The following is a 296-nucleotide window of genomic DNA, read 5'->3' as shown; positions in this document are numbered from 1 at the left end:
CGCCGATCGTGGCTGATGGCGCCGCCACAGCCAGGCGAGCTGGATCAGCGTCGTGCGCAGCCTGGGATTGCCGGCTTTCGAAACCCCCTGGTCGTGATCGATCTTCCCACTCTGCCAAGGTGTCGGAGCAAGGCCCGCATAGGCGGCAACCTGTCGCCGGTTGTCGAAGTGACGCGACAGCCCCTCCGACCACAGGACAGTGGCGAACTCCAGCCCGCTGCCTTTCAGGTTGAGCAGCATCGCCGGAGCCGGCGAGACCGCCTCAGCGGCAGCGAACATGGCATCGCGTTCGGCAT

1 protein-coding gene is annotated in these 296 nt (G+C 66.2%); it reads right to left on the bottom strand.

Features of this window, described 5'->3' with window-relative positions; all coding sequences use genetic code 11:
* The coding region (locus EN874_RS33120) for a transposase (protein ID WP_135884745.1) at positions 1 to 296 on the bottom strand (296 nt) is incomplete at both ends.

Origin of the sequence: Mesorhizobium sp. M1D.F.Ca.ET.231.01.1.1, assembly GCF_003999155.2 — a bacterium.
Classification (GTDB): Bacteria; Pseudomonadota; Alphaproteobacteria; order Rhizobiales; family Rhizobiaceae; genus Mesorhizobium.
Note: the sequence above shows the minus strand (reverse complement) of the source record. Positions and strands in the feature narration are given on the sequence as shown.